The 15,170-nt window shown below is 66.1% G+C and carries 16 protein-coding genes; 11 read left to right on the forward strand and 5 right to left on the reverse strand.

What is annotated here, in order from left to right:
• Positions 1–305: 305 nt before the first annotated feature.
• From ACQR03_RS00370 to ACQR03_RS00380, 3 genes are all read left to right on the forward strand, one after another.
• Positions 306–1,271, forward strand: coding sequence for an MBL fold metallo-hydrolase (locus tag ACQR03_RS00370; RefSeq protein ID WP_315714948.1), 966 nt, complete (start codon positions 306–308; stop codon positions 1,269–1,271).
• A 39-nt stretch (positions 1,272–1,310) separates the two neighbouring features.
• On the forward strand, positions 1,311–2,411 hold the full coding sequence (locus ACQR03_RS00375) for a tetratricopeptide repeat protein (RefSeq protein WP_316202266.1): 1,101 nt from the start codon (positions 1,311–1,313) through the stop codon (positions 2,409–2,411).
• Positions 2,412–2,524: 113 nt separating this feature from the next.
• Positions 2,525–2,863, forward strand: coding sequence for an antibiotic biosynthesis monooxygenase (locus tag ACQR03_RS00380; protein WP_316170581.1), 339 nt, complete (start codon positions 2,525–2,527; stop codon positions 2,861–2,863).
• A gap of 15 nt (positions 2,864–2,878) precedes the next feature.
• Here ACQR03_RS00380 and ACQR03_RS00385 read toward each other — a convergent pair whose 3' ends face one another.
• Complete coding sequence (locus tag ACQR03_RS00385; RefSeq protein WP_434841568.1) at positions 2,879–4,390, reverse strand: acetyl-CoA acetyltransferase; 1,512 nt, start codon at positions 4,388–4,390, stop codon at positions 2,879–2,881.
• 134 nt (positions 4,391–4,524) lie between these two features.
• On the opposite strand from ACQR03_RS00385, the gene yghU reads away from it, so the two are divergent.
• The 3 genes from yghU to ACQR03_RS00400 all read left to right on the forward strand — a co-directional run bounded on the left by yghU (position 4,525) and on the right by ACQR03_RS00400 (position 7,325).
• Positions 4,525–5,445 carry a glutathione-dependent disulfide-bond oxidoreductase gene (yghU, locus tag ACQR03_RS00390; protein ID WP_434845293.1) on the forward strand — a complete coding sequence of 307 codons (921 nt, stop codon included), beginning with the start codon at positions 4,525–4,527 and terminating at the stop codon, positions 5,443–5,445.
• Positions 5,446–5,790: 345 nt separating this feature from the next.
• The gene (locus tag ACQR03_RS00395) at positions 5,791–6,990 is read left to right on the forward strand and encodes a molybdopterin-dependent oxidoreductase (protein WP_434841566.1); all 1,200 of its coding nucleotides are present in this window, start codon (positions 5,791–5,793) and stop codon (positions 6,988–6,990) included.
• 5 nt (positions 6,991–6,995) lie between these two features.
• The gene (locus tag ACQR03_RS00400) at positions 6,996–7,325 is read left to right on the forward strand and encodes a cytochrome c (RefSeq protein WP_315749181.1); all 330 of its coding nucleotides are present in this window, start codon (positions 6,996–6,998) and stop codon (positions 7,323–7,325) included.
• Positions 7,326–7,355: 30 nt separating this feature from the next.
• Here the strand turns inward: ACQR03_RS00400 and ACQR03_RS00405 are convergent, their stop codons facing one another.
• A complete protein-coding gene (locus tag ACQR03_RS00405; protein ID WP_315749182.1) occupies positions 7,356–7,967 on the reverse strand; it encodes a flavin reductase family protein in 612 nt (203 codons plus the stop codon).
• A gap of 177 nt (positions 7,968–8,144) precedes the next feature.
• Between ACQR03_RS00405 and ACQR03_RS00410 the strand changes: the two genes are divergently transcribed.
• Positions 8,145–8,435: a hypothetical protein gene (locus tag ACQR03_RS00410; RefSeq protein ID WP_434841565.1), complete on the forward strand. Its 291-nt coding sequence runs from the start codon at positions 8,145–8,147 to the stop codon at positions 8,433–8,435.
• A 66-nt stretch (positions 8,436–8,501) separates the two neighbouring features.
• Here the strand turns inward: ACQR03_RS00410 and ACQR03_RS00415 are convergent, their stop codons facing one another.
• The gene (locus ACQR03_RS00415) at positions 8,502–9,335 is read right to left on the reverse strand and encodes an alpha/beta hydrolase (protein WP_316202260.1); all 834 of its coding nucleotides are present in this window, start codon (positions 9,333–9,335) and stop codon (positions 8,502–8,504) included.
• Between the two features lie 168 nt (positions 9,336–9,503).
• Positions 9,504–10,283, reverse strand: coding sequence for an SDR family NAD(P)-dependent oxidoreductase (locus ACQR03_RS00420; protein WP_315749184.1), 780 nt, complete (start codon positions 10,281–10,283; stop codon positions 9,504–9,506).
• Positions 10,284–10,461: 178 nt separating this feature from the next.
• Here ACQR03_RS00420 and ACQR03_RS00425 point away from each other — a divergent pair, with 178 nt between their 5' ends.
• Genes ACQR03_RS00425 through ACQR03_RS00435 form a run of 3 tightly spaced genes read left to right on the forward strand, consistent with a single transcriptional unit; the run spans position 10,462 to position 12,628 of the window.
• Positions 10,462–11,256, forward strand: a complete 795-nt coding sequence (locus ACQR03_RS00425) for an enoyl-CoA hydratase/isomerase (protein WP_315749186.1) — start codon at positions 10,462–10,464, stop codon at positions 11,254–11,256.
• Positions 11,253–12,242, forward strand: coding sequence for a phosphotransferase family protein (locus tag ACQR03_RS00430; protein WP_316170574.1), 990 nt, complete (start codon positions 11,253–11,255; stop codon positions 12,240–12,242). Before ACQR03_RS00425 ends, ACQR03_RS00430 begins: the two co-directional genes overlap by 4 nt.
• Positions 12,242–12,628, forward strand: a complete 387-nt coding sequence (locus tag ACQR03_RS00435; RefSeq protein WP_315749189.1) for a DUF6285 domain-containing protein — start codon at positions 12,242–12,244, stop codon at positions 12,626–12,628. Before ACQR03_RS00430 ends, ACQR03_RS00435 begins: the two co-directional genes overlap by 1 nt.
• Positions 12,629–12,872: 244 nt before the next feature.
• On the opposite strand, the gene ACQR03_RS00440 is transcribed toward ACQR03_RS00435, so the two are convergent.
• Entirely contained in the window at positions 12,873–13,652 is a 780-nt protein-coding gene (locus ACQR03_RS00440; RefSeq protein ID WP_315749190.1) for an enoyl-CoA hydratase-related protein, read from the reverse strand.
• A gap of 166 nt (positions 13,653–13,818) precedes the next feature.
• On the opposite strand from ACQR03_RS00440, the gene ACQR03_RS00445 reads away from it, so the two are divergent.
• Positions 13,819–15,093 (forward strand): acyl-CoA dehydrogenase family protein, encoded by a 1,275-nt coding sequence (locus tag ACQR03_RS00445; protein WP_434841564.1) that lies wholly within the window; start codon positions 13,819–13,821, stop codon positions 15,091–15,093.
• The last annotated feature ends 77 nt before the right edge of the window (positions 15,094–15,170 follow it).

Below are 15,170 nucleotides of genomic sequence, written 5' to 3' on the forward strand. Positions count from 1 at the left end.
GCCGCTGTCGCATCCGATAGTCGAACGACACAGCCCTAACGATAGCCGCGGACAGAGCCGACGATGCCCCCGCGAACCACGTCGACGCTCATGCGTGCGCCGTTCGTCAGGCGGCGCCCCGCTCGACCGGATCATCCCCCACCGTTGCAGACTCCCCACACCTGACGCCCCGGCCAGAAAGGCCGTTGTCGCGCCATAATCCCGCTAAGGTGCGGAGATTAACTTGTGTTAGGCATTTATTCAACCGACGGTATATTTGAGTGGCAGGCAATGTGATTGCGGGTGGTTTTTCGCGAAGGACCCTGGTGCTATCGGCCGCGACGGCCGCGGCTGCTTTGGGTCTCGATGCGGGACTAGCCGTCGTTGCCGCCAAGCCGCACCGCCGCACTGAGGATCCCGCACGCGGCTATCGCCGGATCACGATCGGCGAGGCGGAGGTGATCGCCCTCTACGACGGCGTGTGGGAAAAGCCGCACGAGGCCGGCTTCATCAGCAATGCCAGCATCAGCGACGTGAAGGACGCACTGCGCGCCGCTGGTCTGAGCCCAGCCTTCGTCCCGGTCCCGATCTCCACCTTCGTGGTGCGGCTGAAGGGCAAGACCGTGCTCTGCGATGCCGGCGGCGGTGGTCAGGTGCAGGGCTACAATTCCGACTCGATCTTCGTTTCGGGTCGCATGCTGGACAATCTGAAAGCAGCCGGCATTCGCCCGGAAGACATCGACACCATCCTGATCTCGCACTTCCATCCCGATCATATCTTCGGCCTGCTCGGCGAGAACACCGACGCGCCGGTGTTTCCCACCGCCGAGATCATCGTGGCTGCGGCCGAGTACAAATTCTGGACCGATGCATCTCTGACCAGCCGGCTGCCGCCGTGGCGGCAGGCGCTGGCGCGCCGCATCCAGAGCGTGATCCCGGGCTGGAAGAACGTGCTGCCGGTCGAGGGCGAGGACGAGGTGGTGCCCGGCATCCGCTTCGTCAGCGTCCCCGGTCATACCCCGGGGCACACCGCGTTTCATCTCGGCTCCGGAGCGGAGCAACTGATGATCTCCGGCGACACCGCCTATGTGCCGGCGTTGTGCCTGCGCCATCCGGAATGGCACGGCGCCTATGACCAGGACGGCGCGGCTGCCGAGGTCAGCCGGCGCAGATTGCTCGATCGTATCGTTGCAGAAAAGATGTTGGTTTGTGGATCTCATTTTCCGTGGGCCGCGTTCGGTCGGCTCACCCGCGATGGCGCCCATTATGCGCTCGACCTGCTCCCCGCGTGATCCCGGACCGGCCTCGGAAGAGAGGTTCGGGATCGCGCCATGACGACGCATTATGAGGTGCTCGGCGTATCGCCGCGGGCCGATCTCGACACGATCAAGCGGGCGTTCCGCCAGGCCGCCAAGGCGCACCATCCCGACCTCCGGGGCAGCGCCGATGCGGCGTCGGAGCATCAGCTCAAGCTGATCATCGTCGCCTACAACGTGCTGCGCGACGCGGGCCTGCGTGCCGAATACGACGCCCATCTCGCCTCCGAGCGCGACCGCGTCCGCCGCGAACGCTGGGACGCCATCCTGCAGTTTACCGCGGCGACCGCCGTGCTCAGCGCGGTCCTGATCGGCCTCGAGATTCTGCTGTTGCCCTCCGCCGGTGACTGGATGAGCAGGCAGGCGACGCGCTCGATCGTGACACCGTCGCCGCAGGCCCGATCGGGGCCGCAGCGCAAGGTCGCAGGTGAGACCGTCCCGGCGCCTGCCGTCCAGGACGCGACCGGAGCCGTGCTCCCGGTGCCGCCTCCGGCGGCGGAGGCGCCGCCTCCGCCGGCAGAGCCGAAAGCGGCAGAGCCGGTCGTGCCGCCTGCGCCGATGACCGCCGCATCCTTGGTGAAGCGCGCGATGGACCGCAGCCGACAGGGCGATCTCGAGGGCGCCGTCGCCGATTTCGACGAAGCAATCCGGCTCGCGCCCCGCAATGCCGATCTCTATCACTACCGCGCCAAGGATCTGGTCCGCATGGGCCGCTTCGACCGGGCGCTCGGCGATTATGAGCGGGCGATCCGGCTGGATCCGCACAACCCGATGCTGTTCCACGATCGTGGACTTGCGTTCCAGCGCAAGGGAGATCTCGACGAAGCCCTTGTCGATCTCGACCACGCCGTGCGCATGGGCTTCAGCGATGCCGCAACGTACAGCGACCGGGGCGCGGTGTGGCTGGCAAAGGGGCACTACGACCGCGCGCTCGCCGACTTCAACCAGGCGCTCAAGCTGGATCCGGAATTGGCGGTCGCGGCCGCCCGGCGTGACGAGGCGCTCGCGCGCAAGCGCGACCAGCAATTGGCGGGCGACGACAGCGCGCCTCCGGCGGCTGCGGAGACCACGGGCACGGTGCCTGCCAACGTGAAGCCCAGGCGAAGTGGGCGCTGAGCGCCGGCCCGTGATCCGCACTCCGACATCCAGGACGCGGCGGGCAGCGTTGTGCTCACACCTGTCGGCGCGACCGTTCCATCGCGCGGCGGTTTGCGATCCAGGAGCGCGCCATGAGCGTCTACGTGTCCGTCACCGGCTTCCGCCCGCATCGCGGCCTCACGCGGCGGGCGCGATTCTGGTGGCACACGCTGCGCGCCGTCCGCCAGGCGCGTGCGGCTCCCGGGAATCTGCGCGTCGAGCTTCGTCCGGTGAATGGCATCTATCACACGCTGACGGTCTGGACCGACGAAGCCAGCATGCGCGCCTATGTCAGAAGCGGCGCGCACCGCCGCGCCATGATCGGCTTCCGCGACCTCGGTGGCGGCAGGACGCTCGGCTTCGCGGCGGAGCGCGATCCCGATTGGGAGACGGCCCATGCGCGCTGGCAGCACGAGGCGCGGGAGGTGTGAGTCGACGGAAGCGAACTAATTCGTCCGCCACTCCGGCACACCATCGGCGGCCATCGTGATCGTGCCGAGCGCGCCGACCGGCGACCGGTCCTGATCCATCAGCCGCGCCAGCGTGGCTGCGTCCTGCGCCGGCACGCGCGCCAGCGTGCGCGTGTCCTGCTCGGTGCGCAGCATCACCACGCCATGCTCGACCTCGCCGTTGCGATCGAACAGCGCGGTGAAGCTCTCGACCCTGCCGCCGCCGCCGGCCTCGCTGACGAACTCCGGCGTTGCGGCGCGATGCCGATCGGCCTCGGCCTGCACGCTCACCTCCTGCGACAGCGATGACGGCGGCTCGCGCGAGATCACCAGCGCATGATGCTTGGTGACGAAGCCGCCCTGGCCGTACAGCAGGCCGCGCCTGGCGCCGCCGCGCAGCCGCCGCACCATCGCGCAGGCGGCATGCGTCATGTAGGTGTTGAGCGGCGCGCCGAAGAAGGTCAGCCCGCCGGCGACGGTCGGCTCCACGTCAGCGCCGAGGCCGAGGATCCGCCGCGCCATCTTCGGCACGCAGGGAAAGCAGCTGTAGAGCTCGATGACGTCGAACGCCGCGCCGTTGCCGCCGACGATGTTCATTGCGGCCCGCAACACGGCGTTCTGCGGATGACTCTCGGCGAACTGATCGCGCGTGAGGTAGTCGCGCGGATCCTCCGCCGATGCGCCGCCGAGCGGATAGATCATGCGGCTGTCGGCAATGCCTGCCGCACGCGCCTTGGCCAAGCTGGTCAGGATCAGCGCCGCGCCCATGTTGACCATGGGATTGGCGACCATCAGCTTGGTGTAGGGCCAGGCGATCGGGCGGTTGTCGGCCGACGGCGTCGTGATCTCCTCGGGCGCGAAGTGCCGCTTCAGCCAGGCGTTGGGATTGTAGGCGGCAACCGCGGAAAAGCGCGACCACAGCTCGCCGGATTCCGCGAGCGCCTGCCGCGTCGTCTGGCCCCATTTGGCTGCGCTCGCGACTTCGTAGAACGGATAGACCGAGACCGGACGGAACACGCCGAGCTTCACCGCCAGCGGCTTCTGGAATGCAGCGCCGCGCTTCGGCTCCTCGACGTCATGCGCGAACGGCGTCCACGGCAGGGTCACGCCGGCGCGTTCGGCCTTGGTCGCCGTCGATTGCGCCTCGGCGCCGCAGACCACTGCGACCTCGCATTCGCCGCGCGCGATGCGCAAGGCGGCCTCGTGCAGAAAGCGGATCGGGCTCTCGCCGCCGACGGGACCGTAGTGGCAGTGCGCCGGGCTCACGCCGAGCCGCTGCGCGAGAAGCTGCTCGGGATCGCGGTAGCGCCAGCTCAGGAAGTTGACGACGTCGAGCGAGCCGGTGTCCTGGATGAGCTTGGCGCCCGCGTCATTTTCCGCGCGGCGGATCGCCTGTTCGAGCAGCGCCAGCGGCTCGAGACCGTCGCCGATGTCCTTGGGGCGATCGACGATCTCGCCCACGCCGACGATCACGGGAATGCGGTCGGGGGGCAGGGGACTTGCAGTCATCGGCGTTTCCAGGAGCCGGCCCGCGACGGACCGTCATTGTTGTCTTGTCTCCGTTCTGTCATCGCAGGTTCGACCGCGCAATGCAGAAAATGCTGATGGCGCCCGCGCGCAGCGTGGCTTCCGCTCGACGGCATATGCGCCTAAAACGCTCGCTCCTGACGCTCACGCCGGAGTCTGCCGTGTCTGAACAGAACAGCTATGTGCCGCCCAAGGTCTGGACCTGGAACAAGGCGAGCGGCGGCCGCTTCGCCAACATCAACCGGCCGATCGCAGGTCCGACGCACGAGAAGGAATTGCCTGTCGGTCGTCATCCCTTGCAGCTTTATTCGCTGGGAACGCCGAACGGCGTAAAGGTCACAGTGATGCTCGAGGAGCTGCTGGCGCTCGGCCACAGCGGCGCCGAATATGACGCCTGGCTGATCCGGATCGGCGAGGGCGATCAGTTCGGTTCGGGCTTCGTCGCCATCAATCCCAATTCCAAGATCCCGGCGCTGCTGGATCGCAGCGGGCCGGAGCCGATCCGCGTGTTCGAGTCCGGCGCGATCCTGGTTCATCTGGCCGAGAAGTTCGGCGCCTTCCTGCCGACCGAGCCGGCCAAGCGCGCCGAATGCCTGTCCTGGCTGTTCTGGCAGATGGGGGCTGCGCCCTATCTCGGCGGCGGCTTCGGCCATTTCTATGCCTATGCGCCGACCAAGATCGAGTATGCCATCGACCGCTTCGCGATGGAGGTGAAGCGCCAGCTCGACGTGCTCGACCGCCGCCTGGCCGAAAGCGAGTATCTCGCCGGCCCCGACTACACCATCGCCGACATCGCGGTGTGGCCGTGGTACGGCGCGCTCGCCAAGGGCCTGCTCTACGAAGGCGGCGAGTTCCTCTCGGTGCAGGACTACAGGAATGTCCAGCGCTGGACCGACCAAATCGCGCAGCGCTCCGCTGTGAAGCGCGGCCGCATGGTCAACCGCGTCTCCGGCGATCCCAAAAGCCAGCTCCACGAGCGCCACGACGCCAGCGATTTCGACACCAAGACGCAGGACAAGATCGGGCAGGGCACATAGTTGCGCGTGTAGGGTGCACAAAGGAGCGGCGAGCTCATTGCGGCGTGCAACAACCGTGGAGCGCGCCGTGCCCAACGTCGTCCCTCGCCAGCGCCGTCGGTGGGCACGCGCCGCCTGACGGCCCCGATTGCCCCCCTGCGGTTCGATGCACGATTGCTCTTGTTGCACGTGCGAAGTCTCGGCCGTTGCCGCGCTGCGATGCTATGATTGCGGACGTTCGCGGCTTTTCTCGCAGTGAGAGAATGTGCAACGATCAATTCGCAGCGGCCGTGCATGCCGCCAGATTTCGATGAGAGCCGGCGCTGATGACCGCGGGTTCCAAACGACCACTCCGGAGGGAGAGCCATGATCGACAGACGTGATCTGCTCAAGGGAGCAGGGCTGGCGGCGCTGCTGGGCGGGTTTGGCGCGACTCGCGCGCTGGCCGAGGACACCGTGACGTTGCCCTTCGCCAACGGCGAGCGCCCGCTGGTGAAGTATCCGCAGAAGCGGCCGATGATCGGCCTGACCAGCCGGCCGCCGCAACTCGAAACGCCATTCGGGGTGTTCAATGACGGCGTGATCACACCGAACAATGCCTTCTTCGTCCGCTATCATCTGGCGGGCCTGCCTTACGATCTCGATCCGGACAAGTTCACGCTCGCGGTCAAGGGGAAGGTCGACAAGCCGCTCAAGCTGTCGCTCAAGGACATCCGCAAGATGAAGGCGACCGAGATCGTCGCCGTCAACCAATGCTCCGGCAACAGCCGCGGCTTCTTCGAGCCGCGCGTCGCAGGTGGCCAGCTTGGCAACGGCGCCATGGGCAATGCGCGCTGGCGGGGCGTGCCGCTCAAGGCCGTGCTCGAGATGGCGGGCGTCCAGACGGGCGCGAAGCAGGTCACCTTCAACGGTATGGACGGCCCGGTGATCGACAAGACGCCGGACTTCGTCAAGGCGCTCGACCTCGATCACGCCATGAACGGCGAGGTGATGCTCGCCTATGGCATGAACGGCGAGGACCTGCCGTTCCTCAACGGCTTTCCGCTGCGCCTGATCGTGCCGGGCTATTACGGCACCTACTGGGTCAAGCACCTCAACGAGATCACCGTCATCGACAGCGTGTTCGACGGCTTCTGGATGAAATCGGCCTATCGGATTCCGGACACGCCGAACAATGCGATCGAGCCCGGGACCGCGCCGAAGGCGACGATTCCGATCAATCGCTTTACGGTCCGCTCGTTCATCACCAGCCTGGCCGATGGCGCGAAGCTGAAGGCGGGCACGGCGACGCTGCGCGGCATCGCATTCGACGGCGGAAGCGGGATCAAGCAGATCGCGGTCTCGACCGATGGCGGCCAGACCTGGACCGATGCCAAGCTCGGCAAGGACCTCGGGAAGTATTCCTTCCGGGAGTGGAAGCTGGCGGTGAAGCTTGCCCCGGGGTCCCACGATCTGAAGGTGCGGGCCACCAGCAATTCGGGCGAGACTCAGCCAGAGACGCCACGCTGGAACCCGGCCGGCTATCTGCGCAATGTCGTCGAAACCGTCCGCGTCACGGCCGCCTGAGGAGAATGACCATGCAACGGACGTCCTTCCTCCTCGTCATGCTGGCTGTCGGACTTGGCTGCCTTGCCGGCACATCCGTCTCCCTCACCGCAGCACCGGTCAACTACAAGGTTCCGCAGGAGACGGCGGCCTTCAAGCCGGGGCCCGATCTCGCCGTCGTGCAGGGCAATTGCGCGGCCTGCCATTCCGCCGACTACATCAAGACGCAGCCGCCGATGCAGAACAAGAAGGAGTTCTGGCAGGCCGAAGTCACCAAGATGATCAAGGTCTATGGTGCTCCGATCGATGAATCCGATGTCGGCAAGATCGTCGACTATCTCGCCGCGACCTACTGACGTTTCGCGCCGGCGGAAGCCATCGAACGCTCAGCTGGCGCCCTTGGCCGGCGGGAAATCCATCCGGTCGTCGGTGCGGCAATAGCGGTCGGCGAACATGCGCCCGACAGGATGGAACAACTCCATCTCGACCCGCATCTTCTCGGTGTCCCACAATTCGTCACGGATGTGGAAGGCGAGGCCTTCGCCGAGCACCAGCACGCGATCGCCATTGACGTCGATGAGCTGCCAGGTCTTGCACTCCATCGCGAACGGCGCCTCCGCCAACCGCGGAACGCCGATCATCCGGGACGGTGTGAGCTTGAGCCCAAGGTGATCCGGCTCGCCGATCTCGGGCGGAAAGTCGCCGCCGGTCTCGTGCATCGCCTGCGCCAGGGGCTCGTCGGTGATGTGGACCACGAACTCGCCTGAGCTGCGGATGTTGACCAGCGTGTCCTTGATCCGGCCGTCCGGCCGCAGGTTGATCGCGAACACGCACAGCGGCGGGTCCTCGCCGAGCACGTTGAAGAAAGAGAACGGTGCGGCGTTGACCACCCCGGTCTCGCCTCTCGTCGTAACCCAGGCGATCGGCCGTGGCAGCACGAAGGAGGTCAGGATCTTGTAGCGCTCGCGCGGGCTGAGATCGGTGGCGAGGTATTCCATGTAGAGGCCTCTGATGCGTCGGTTCCCCGACCGTAGTGGGCCGCGACGCGATCAGGAAGCCAATAAAGCGGGCAGGGGTGCGCACCTCGGCGTCGTCGCGGGAAATTCCATGTTTCCGGGAACGGCTCCGCCGGCGCCACGTTCGGACAGCACGGCAACTACAAATGGAGGTCGCCCATGAAGCCAATGATCGGTCTGATTGCTTGCGCATTCGTCGTCTCGGCCACGTCAGCGCTGGCGCAGGGCAGCCCACAGACCACGCCGCCGCCGAGTGCGCAGAATTCCGGAGCAGGCATCCAGGGCGCGCCTGGCAACAAGAACGGACCGGGCACTGAGACGAAAGGCGGCACCGTCGGCTCGTCCACGATCAACCGCCATAATCCGGACGTCAGCGCTCAGGACCCGTCGAACATCAAGGGCATGCCGGGGAATAAGAACGGCCCACCGGTCAAGAAACCGCAGTACTGACGCCTGCGATGGCAGCTGCGCGATTGCGCAGCTGCCATCGCACGCCAGCGCTGAGGTGTCGTCAGATCAGGGCAGGGCCGCTGCGCCGTTGGTCACGATCAGATTGTCGGTGTCTGCCGGGGCCAGTTCGCTCGTCGCATCGCCGCCGAGATATTTGTCGAGCGTCGCCTGGATCCGTTCCCGCGCCGTGTAGGGGCCGCGGTCGCTCATCCAGGTGTGCTGGAACTCGGTCTTGATGATGTCGATGCCGCTCTTCTTGTCGACATGCGTTGGCAGAACGCCGGGGTCGGTCTTGAACTGCGGATCATCCGAGCGGAACGACAGGATCTTGAGCTTGTCCCTGATAACGAAAGGAACGCGCAGATTGTCGAGCGTCACCACCTGCGAGACGATGTTCGGATGCTCCTTGGCGAAATACATCGCGGTATCGCCGCCATTGGAGTGGCCGACCAGGGTCAGGTGATCGTAGTCGGCATTCGGATGACGCTTCTTCATCTCGTTCAGCACGCAGAGGATGTTGGCCTCGCCTTTCCGGTAGACGTCGAGCCGGCCGACATAAGGCATCCCGACCTTGGTGACGAGCGGCGGATCAGTCGGAAGGTCCTGCTGGACGCTGGCGACAAGGTAGCCGCGCGCGGCGAACACGTTCGCGAGGAAGGAGTACTCGGTGTTTTTCACTGTGTTGCCGTTGCTGATGATGGCGACCGGCAGCCGCCACAGCCCGGCATTGGCCTTCATCTCGTAATCCGTGCGCACGGCCACGTCGACCGTGATCGGCCGCTGCCGCTCGGCGTCGAAAAATTCACGGCTCTCGTGCTGGATGCCCCACTTCGCAATGGCGAAATAGCCGGCCACAGTCAGGGCAGACACACAGGCCAAAACCGTCACGCCGCGCTTCATGGCTTCCTTCCCCTCGTCTTCTCCTCGTCATGTGATGAGGGACAACGCCGAGGTCACGAGGGCGTGGCAGCCCGGACAGCATTAAATTTCGGAAATCTTGGAATACGGATGTGGAACAAATCCGGGGTCGGCGGACCGGAGCACCGGCCCGCCGGTCGCTGCTGCCGGTCAGAATGCGGTATAGCCGCCGTCGATCACGAGGCAGTCGGCGGTGTGATAGGACGATGCCTTGCTCATGAGGTAGACGGCGATGCCGCCGAAATCCGACGGCTCGCCGAAGCGGCGCACCGGGATACGCGGCATGACGTTGGCAACGAACTTCTCGTTTCCCATGATGCCTGCGGTCATGTCGCTCTTGATCCAGCCAGGCAGGATCGCATTCGCGGTGACGCCGTGGCGTGCGAGTTCGACGGCGAGCGCGCGGCACAGCGCATTGATTGCCGCCTTGGTTGCCGCATAGTGCTCGTTCCGCGCGGTGCCGAACAGCGAGGCGAGGCTGGAGGTCGCGACCAGGCGGCCGAACGGATCGCCGGCTTCGGCGCGCGCGGTCATGTGCTTGGCGGCGGCCTGGAAGGCATGGAAGACGCCGTCGAGATTGGTCGCGAACATTGTGCGCCATTCCTCCTCGCTGCGCTCGATGAAGGGCTTGCGGCCGCCGCCGCCGATGCCGGCGTTGGCAAAGCAGCCGTCGACGCGACCGAAGGTGTCGAGTGTCGCCTTCATCGCCTCGTTGACGGAAGCAGGGCTTGTCACGTCGCAGACATGGGTATCGACCCTGCCGGGCCCCGCGGCCATCGACGCCGCAGCCGCCTTGTTCTTCTCGGCGTTGCGGCCCCAGATCGAGACGTTGCAGCCACTGGACGCAAGTGCCTGGGCGATTCCGAGGCCTATGCCTCCATTGCCGCCGGTGACGACGGCCACACGGCCGGTGAGGTCGAACATGCTCATGGGGTTCTCTTGGGCGTTTCCGTGATGATGTGAGCGCGCTGCGCGCCGCTTCGGTTATTGGGATGATCCAACCATGGACAAGCGAAGCGCAAAAATCAAATATGCTGACAGAACCATGCCGCGCTTCAAATTTCCGCGGCGAAGAATGCACTGACCGAAAAGCTCTTGAGAGGAAAACATGCAGTTCAAGCACGTCACGCTCGATTTCGACGGGCCCGTCGCCGTCCTCACGCTCGATCATCAGGAGGTCATGAACGCGGTCTCGATCGACATGCTTGGCGGGCTCGCCGAGGCGCTCGACGAGATCGAGGAGAAGAAGGCCGAGGTGCGCTGCCTGGTCGTAACCGGCGCGGGGCGAGCGTTCTGCACCGGTGCCAATCTGCAGGGCCGCAATGCGCAGGCCAAGCCCGGCCGCAGCAATGCGGGCGCCGCGCTCGAGACGGCCTTTCATCCGTTCCTGCGCCGCTTGCGCAATCTGCATTGCCCGATCGTGACGTCGGTCAACGGCCCGGCCGCCGGTGCTGGCATGAGCTTCGCGCTGATGGGCGACATGATCCTGTGCGCGAAGTCCGCGTATTTCCTGCAAGCCTTCCGCCGCATCGGTCTCGTTCCCGACTGCGGCTCGACCTGGCTGTTGCCGCGCCTCGTCGGCAAGGCGCGCGCGATCGAGCTGTCGCTGCTCGGCGAGAAGCTGCCGGCCGAGACGGCGCTGCAATGGGGCCTCGTCAACCGCGTCTATGACGATGCGGCCCTCAAGGAGGAAACGATGAAGCTCGCGCGCGAGCTCGCCAACGGGCCGACGGTGGCGCTGGCGCAGATCCGCAAGCTTTACTGGGACAGCCCGGAGAACTCATTCGAGGAGCAGCTCAACGCCGAATTCCAGTCGCAGCGCATCGCGGGCGGCACGTCGGATTTCAAGGAGGGCGTCACCGCGTTCCTCGAAAAGCGCCCGGCCAAGTTCAAGGGCCAATGATCGAGGCCGAGCTGTCGCGCTGCGTCGCCTCGTTCATGCCGGGGGCGACCGGCGTGCGCGGCGCCGCGAAACTCTCCGGCGGCGCCAGCCAGGAGACGTGGCGCTTCGACATCGTCCATCCCGGTGGTGATGTCGGCGCCATCCTGCGCCGCTCGCCGAAGGGCTACGGCGCCGCGCCCGGGCGTGCCGCCGGGCTCGACAACGAGGCGGCGCTGATGCGGCTCGCTTGTGCGGCCGGCGTGCCGTCGCCCGAGGTACTGCACGTGCTACGGCCGGAGGACGATCTCGGCGCCGGTTTCATCATGCGCCGCGTCGAGGGCGAGACCATCGCGCGCAAGATCCTGCGCGATGCTGAATTCGCCGAGGCGCGGCCACGCCTCGCGCGCCAGCTCGGCGGCATCGCTGCCGGCATCCACGGGATTCGACGCGAGACGCTGCCCGCGTTGCGCGAGATGAACGCGACCAGGGAGATCGCGGAGCTCGCGCGCGAATATCAAAGCTTCGACTGGCCGCGCCCGGTGTTCGATCTCGCGCTGCGCTGGCTGTCGCACAACGATCCCGGCCCCTCGGCGGAGGTGACGCTGGTGCATGGCGATTTCCGCAACGGCAATCTCATCATCGGCCCCGACGGGGTGCGCGCTGTGCTCGACTGGGAGCTCGCCCATCTCGGCGATCCCATGGAGGATCTCGGCTGGATCTGCGTCAACTCCTGGCGCTTCGGCGAGATCGACAAGCCCGTCGGCGGCTTTGGCTCGCGTGAGGAGCTGTACGCGGGCTACGAGGCCGCTGGCCGCAAGGTCGATGCCGGCAGGGTGAAGTTCTGGGAGGTCATGGGCACGTTGCGCTGGGGCGTGATGTGTTGCGGCATGATGCAGCGGTTTCGCTTGGGTCCCGACCACTCGATGGAGCGCGCCATGATCGGCCGCCGCGCGTCGGAGACAGAGATCGATCTGCTGCGGCTGCTGGCGCCGAGAGGAGAGGGCTGATGCAGGACGAACCGACGGCGACGGAGCTGGCGAAGGCGGTCGCGGATTTCCTGCGCACCGACATCGCGCCGCTGATCTCCGGGCACCCGGCGTTCAAGCTGCGCGTGGGAATCAACGCGCTCGATCTGGTGGTGCGGCAGTTGACGCAGGCTGCTCCGGCGGATGCCGCGGAGCACGCGCGGCTGAAACAGCTATTGAGACGAGACGGTGACTTGCTCGAACTGAATCGTGCGCTTTCCGAGCAGATCGCCAGTGGTGCCGTCGATCTCGGCACGCCGGGACTGAAGGACCACCTCTGGCAGACCACGCTCGACAAGCTCGCTGTCGATCAGCCCAACTACGCGTCCTACAGGCGCGAGGCGGGGAGGGGCACCAGCGATGCTTAGCTCTCCGCCGTCATTGCGAGGAGCGCCAGCGCCGAAGCAATCCAGACTGCTTCGGCGGTGGGACTCTGGATTGCTTCGCTTCGCTCGCAATGACGGCGGCGGGAGCTGGACAGGCGTTGCGATCACCTCGGCCGTCGTCCCGGGGCGCGACGCAGTCGCGAGCCTGGAATCCAGACTCCCGTTCGTGGTCACCGATTCCGGGCGCGCGCTCCGCGCGTCCCGGAATGATCACCTTGGCGATGCGCTACCGCCCCAGCCATTTCGGCGGTCGCTTCTCGGAAAACGCCTTCGGCCCCTCAATATAGTCCTGCGAGTGGATCATCGCCTGCACCGCCGCGTAGTCGCGCTGCTCGGTGATGGCCTGCTCCAGCGACACCGCGAGGCCCTTCTCGATCGCCTGTTTGGAGGCGCGGATCGACATCGGCGAGTTCTTGGCGATGGTCTCGGCCCAACGCTCCGCGGCCGCCAGCGCCTCGCCCTGCGGTACGACCTCGTTGACGAAGCCGAGCTCGTGGCCCTCGCGGGCGCCGACGTGGCGGCCGGTCAGGATCATGCCCATCGCGCGCTTCAGGCCGATCTGGCGCGGCAGCCGCTGCAGCCCGCCGGCGAGCGCGGCGAGGCCGACGCGCGGCTCGGGCAACGCGAAGGTCGCGTTCTCGGAGGCGATGATCAGGTCGCAGGCCAGCGCGATCTCGAAGCCGCCGCCCATCGCAACGCCGTTGACGGCCGCGATCAGCGGCTTGTCGCAATCGAAGCGCGAGGTCAGTCCACCGAAGCCGCTTTTGCCCCAGCCACGCGCGCCGCCGGCCGCCTGCCATTTCAGATCGTTGCCGGCGCAGAATGCCTTGTCGCCCTCGCCGGTGACGATCGCCACCCATTGCTCGGGATCGGCGGCGAAGCCGTCGAACACGCGCTCGAGCTCGTAATGCGCCTCGATGTGCAGGGCGTTGTAGACCTCGGGGCGCGCCAGGGTGACGATCGTGATCGGCCCCTTGCGCGTCACTCTCGAAAACTTCAGCTCCATCGGCCGTTCCTCCTGTTTTCTGATTGGTTGTCGCGCATCAACTTAGCGCCTGCGCAGGTGTCGCAGTCATCCAAATACGCAACGGCGCTGCGCGCCACAAGCGCGCGACGGGAGGTCGCGCCCATCAGGACCAAGAACAACAACGAAACGCACAGGGAGACACGCCATGGATTTTTCCTTGCCGAAGGAATTGGTCGCCTACCTCGACGAGCTCGATCGCTTCATCGCCGCCGAGATCAAGCCGCTGGAGCAGGCCGACGACAACATCCGCTTCTTCGATCATCGTCGCGAATGGGCGCGCACCGATTTCGAGAATGGCGGCCTGCCGCGGCATGAGTGGGAGCAGCTGCTGCGCAAGGCCAAGGATCGTGCCGACGCGGCCGGGCACCTGCGCTTTGCGATCCCGAAGCGCTACGGCGGCAAGGACGGCTCGAACCTCTGGATGGCGGTGATCCGCGAGCATTTCGCCTCGAAGGGCCTCGGCCTGCACAACGACCTGCAGAACGAGCACTCGATCGTCGGCAATCTGCCGATCGTCACCATGCTCGACCGCTATGGCCGCGACGACCAGAAAGCGATGGTCGACGGCTCGATCACCGGCAAGTACCGCATCACGTTCGGTCTCACCGAGCCGCATCACGGCTCGGACGCAACCCACATGGAGACGAAGGCCGTCCCAGCCACCCGCGACAACGTCAAGGGCTGGCTGATCAACGGCGAGAAGATGTGGACGACGGGAATGCACGTCGCCACCCATTGCGCGCTGTTCGCGCGCACCTCGGGCAATGACGGCGATGCGCGCGGCATCACCTGCTTCCTGGTGCCGGCCAAGAGCGAGGGCGTCAAGGTCGAGGAGTATCTCTGGACCTTCAACATGCCGACCGACCATCCGCGGGTCAGCTTCACCGACGTGTTCGTGCCGGAGGATGCGCAGTTCGGCGAAGTCGGTCGCGGCCTGTCGCTGGCGCAGTGCTTCGTGCACGAGAACCGCATCCGGCAGGCGGCGAGCTCGCTCGGTGCGGCCGTATTCTGCATCAATGAGAGCGTGAACTACGCGCGTGAGCGCAAACCGTTCGGGAAGGCGCTGGCCGAGAACCAGGCGATCCAGTGGCCGCTGGTCGAGCTGGCGACGCAGGCCGAGATGCTGCGGCTGCTGATCCGCAAGACCGCCTGGGAGATGGACCAGCTCACCCAGGCGCAGGTCGAGCACACACTCTCCGACAAGGTCTCGATGTGCAACTACTGGGCTAACCGTCTGTGCTGCGAGGCGGCCGACCGCGCCATCCAGGTTCATGGCGGTATGGGCTACTCGCGCCACAAGCCGTTCGAGCACATCTACCGCCACCACCGCCGCTACCGCATCACCGAAGGCAGCGAGGAGATCCAGATGCGCAAGGTGGCGGGCTTCCTGTTCGGGTATATGGGGGTGAACAAGAGGTGAGGCGGTTGTAGTTTGAAGGCGGCCATCGTGAGCGTCAGCCAGCAATCCAGACCTTGTTGTTTGGCCCCTGGATTGCT

Origin of the sequence: Bradyrhizobium sp. HKCCYLS3070 (genome assembly GCF_051167575.1) — a bacterium.
Classification (GTDB): Bacteria; Pseudomonadota; Alphaproteobacteria; order Rhizobiales; family Xanthobacteraceae; genus Bradyrhizobium.